This is a genomic window from Acidisphaera rubrifaciens HS-AP3, from assembly GCF_000964365.1.
Taxonomy (GTDB): Bacteria; Pseudomonadota; Alphaproteobacteria; order Acetobacterales; family Acetobacteraceae; genus Acidisphaera; species Acidisphaera rubrifaciens.
The window spans coordinates 1-3,369 of record NZ_BANB01000853.1; the positions used below are offsets into that span (position 1 = coordinate 1).

2 protein-coding genes and 1 tRNA gene are annotated in these 3,369 nt (G+C 70.0%); 2 read left to right on the plus strand and 1 reads right to left on the minus strand.

The annotated features are described in order from the left end of the window. Positions 1 to 119: 119 nt before the first annotated feature. Positions 120 to 196 (plus strand) — tRNA-Pro (locus B8460_RS18490). Positions 197 to 327: 131 nt separating this feature from the next. Continuing rightward, entirely contained in the window at positions 328 to 1,965 is a 1,638-nt protein-coding gene (locus tag B8460_RS18495; RefSeq protein WP_084623901.1) for a cytochrome c3 family protein, read from the plus strand. Between the two features lie 30 nt (positions 1,966 to 1,995). Here the strand turns inward: B8460_RS18495 and B8460_RS18500 are convergent, their stop codons facing one another. Beyond that, positions 1,996 to 3,156 carry a serine hydrolase domain-containing protein gene (locus B8460_RS18500; protein ID WP_048863096.1) on the minus strand — a complete coding sequence of 387 codons (1,161 nt, stop codon included), beginning with the start codon at positions 3,154 to 3,156 and terminating at the stop codon, positions 1,996 to 1,998. Positions 3,157 to 3,369 lie beyond the last annotated feature (213 nt).

Below are 3,369 nucleotides of genomic sequence, written 5' to 3' on the forward strand. Positions count from 1 at the left end.
GCCGCGCAGGACGCGGAGCCGGAGCGCCTTTAGGGCCTCTCCGCCGCGCCGGCACCGACGATCCGCGTCGCCGCCCCCCGTTGCACCACGGGCGGCCCCGGCGTATACGCCGCGCCGGCCGGAGTGTAGCTCAGCCTGGTAGAGCACTGTGTTCGGGACGCAGGGGCCGGAGGTTCGAATCCTCTCACTCCGACCATTCGGTCGACGCCGCGCCTCGCCGGCGCCCGCGACGCTCCCTGTCCCGATCGCCTCCCACCCACCGTAAGCTTGGCCGCACACGCGGCTCAGCGGTAACGTCCGGTGATCGCGCCCCCGGGTGGAACCGTCATGCGAACTCGGCTCCCGCTCATCGCAGCGCTGGTCGTCGCCGTTCTGGCCGGGGCGGGCGCGGCACTCTATCAATTCGCGCTGCCGGGCCTGTTCAGCGCCCGACCGACGCCGCCGGCCATCGAGGTCGCGGCCGCCACGTGGCTGCTGCGCCACAGCGTGCCGGCGCGGGACGCGGCGCGCGCCGACCCGTTGCCGGCCGACGAGGCCGTCATCGCCGCCGGTGCCACGCTGTTCCAGGACAAATGCGCCACCTGTCACGGCTTCGACGGCCGCGGACACACCGTGATCGGCGCGAACGTCTATCCGCGCGTCCCCTCGCTGCACGGGCTGATGCCGACTCTCACCGACGGGCAGGCCTTCGCCTATATCCGCGACGGCATACGCAACACGGCGATGCCGGCCTGGGACCTCGCGGACACGCAGATCTGGCAGCTCGTGACCTTCCTGCGTCATCTGCCGCTGACGGCGGGCCGGATGCCAGACCGCCCGGAATCGGTGGCGGGCGCGCACTTCGTGGGTTCCGCCGCGTGCCGCGGCTGCCATCAGGCGATCTACAGCCGCTGGTCCACGACGCGCATGGCGAACGTGGTGCGTGACCCGCGCGTCCATCCCGACGCGATCATCCCCGATCTCGACAAGCCCGACCCGGTGCTGACCTTCACGCGGGGCGACATCGCCTTTGTCTACGGCAGCGTGTGGAAGCAGCGCTACTTCACCCGACGCGGGACGGATTTCTTCCCGCTGCCGGCGCAGTGGGACATCACCAACAAGCGGTGGCTGCCCTATCACGTGCCCGACAACGCCGACTGGTGGGCCGCGTTCTATCCCAAGGACAACATGCAGCGGCCCACCGGGCCGCTATGCGACGGCTGCCATTCGGTCAACTACGACATCCGGACCAAGACGCCCACCGAATGGAACGTCGGCTGCGAGGCGTGTCACGGCGCCGGCAGCGCCCATGTCGCCCGGCCGACCAAGGCCAACATCATCAACCCCGCCCGGCTCGACTACGTCGCCGCGAGCGATACCTGCATACGCTGCCACTCGCAGGGACGACCGCCGGGCAATCCGATCGGCGGCACTTACTACGACTGGCCGGTCGGGTTTCATCAGGGACTGCGGCTCGCCGATTTCTGGCAGCTGGAGGAGCACAAGCTCGGCACCCTCACCTTCACGCATTTCCCCGACGGCACCGCGCACAAGAACCGGATGCAGGGAAACGACTTCGTGCAGAGCCTCATGTACACGCGCGGCGTGACGTGTTTCTCGTGCCACGATCCGCACGGGAGCGACAATCCGGCGATGCTGCGGGCCAGGGGCAACACGCTCTGCCTGACCTGTCATGCGGCCAACACGACGACGGGTCCCCTCGCCCCGAGCATCGAGGCGCATACCCATCACCGCATCGACAGCGCCGGCAGCCAGTGCGTGGCCTGCCACATGCCGAAGGTCGAGGAGACGCTGGGCAAGGTCATGGTCCACGCGCACACGTTCAGGTTCATCACGCCGGCGGAGACCGAGAGTCTCGGCATCCCCAACCCCTGCACCCTCTGCCACACCGACAAAACGACCGGCTGGGCCAAGGCGGCGCTCGCCACCTGGTCCAACCGGTCACCCTGGCGGATGGCGGAATAGGGACGCGGCCTCGCCCGGGGCCGCGACGGATCAGTTCAGCAGCGCCGCCTCGTAGCGCTCCAGCGTGTCGATGATCGGCGGGTCGCCGAACGGCAGCACCTGGGTGCCGAATACCGCGCACATTCCGCGCGGCGCATCGACCCACCAGAACGTGTTGGCGAGGCCGGCCCAGGCGATGGCCCCCGGCGAGCGGCCGGTCGGCGCCCGTTCGTCGTTCACCATGCCGACCAGCCCCCAGCTTTTCTTCAGGCCGGGAAAGAACTCCGCGTCGGCCGAATAGGCCGGCATGGCGGTGTGCAGCATGCCGACGGCGATCGGCGCCGTCTGGTTACGCAGCGCCGCCGCCGTCATCTCCGGCGACAGGATGCGCACCCCGTCCAGCGTGCCGCCCGACAGCAGCATCCGCGCGAAGCGGAGATAGTCGGGCAGCGTCGAGTACAGGCCGCCGCCGCCCATCTCGAACTCCGGCTCCTGCGTGATCTCGATGTCGGTCGCGACCAGACCGCCGCCGTCCGGGTTGTGGACATGGATCGGCGCCTTGCGCGCGCGCATCGCCGGCGTGATGCGGAACGCGGTGTCGTGCATGCCGAGCGGGCCGGTGATGTGCTCGCGGAAATAATCGCCCAGGCGCCGGCCGGTGACGCGTTCCACCGCCTTGCCGATATGGTCGATGTTGATGCCGTATTCCCAGCGCGCGCCGGGATCGAAGATCAGCGGCACGCGCAGTGCGGCATCCATGCAGGAGATGATGCCCGGAATCCCGTTGGCCTCCATGTAGCGGCCGAGATCGGGGTTCCAGATGTCGTAGGCAAAGCCGGCGGTGTGGGTCAGCAGGTGCTTCAGCGTGATCGCGCCCCGCGCCGGACGCAGCCGGGGCGTCCCGTCGGCGTCATGTCCCTCCAGCACCTGCATCTGGCCAAGCTCGGGCAGCACCTCGGCGATCGGCGCGTCGAGCTTGAGCCGTCCCGCCTCGACGAGCTGCAACGCCGCGACCGACGTGACCGCCTTGGTCATCGAGGCGATCCACAGAACGGTATCGAGCGTCATCGGCGCGTCGCCCCCGGACACCCGGTGGCCGAAGGCGCCCTCGTAGATCGTCCCGTTGCGGTCCGCCGCCAGCGCCACCACGCCGGGCGCCGCGCCCGCCGCCACCGCGCCGCCGAGCAGCGCGTCGATCGCGTGCTTGTCCATTGCGTCCTCCCCCAAAGCCTTATTGTTTGCCGTCCACATCCAGCTTGGCGCGCGGGCGCCGACAAGGCCAGCGTGGGCTGATGACGAAGCGGCAAAGGTGGACGGCGATGGCCGGAGCGGCGCGGGATCGGATGCGACGGGTGGCGGCGCGGCGGGGCGTCTGGGCGGGCCTCGCGGCGGTGGCGTTCACGGCGCTGGCGGCGGGCTGCGTGC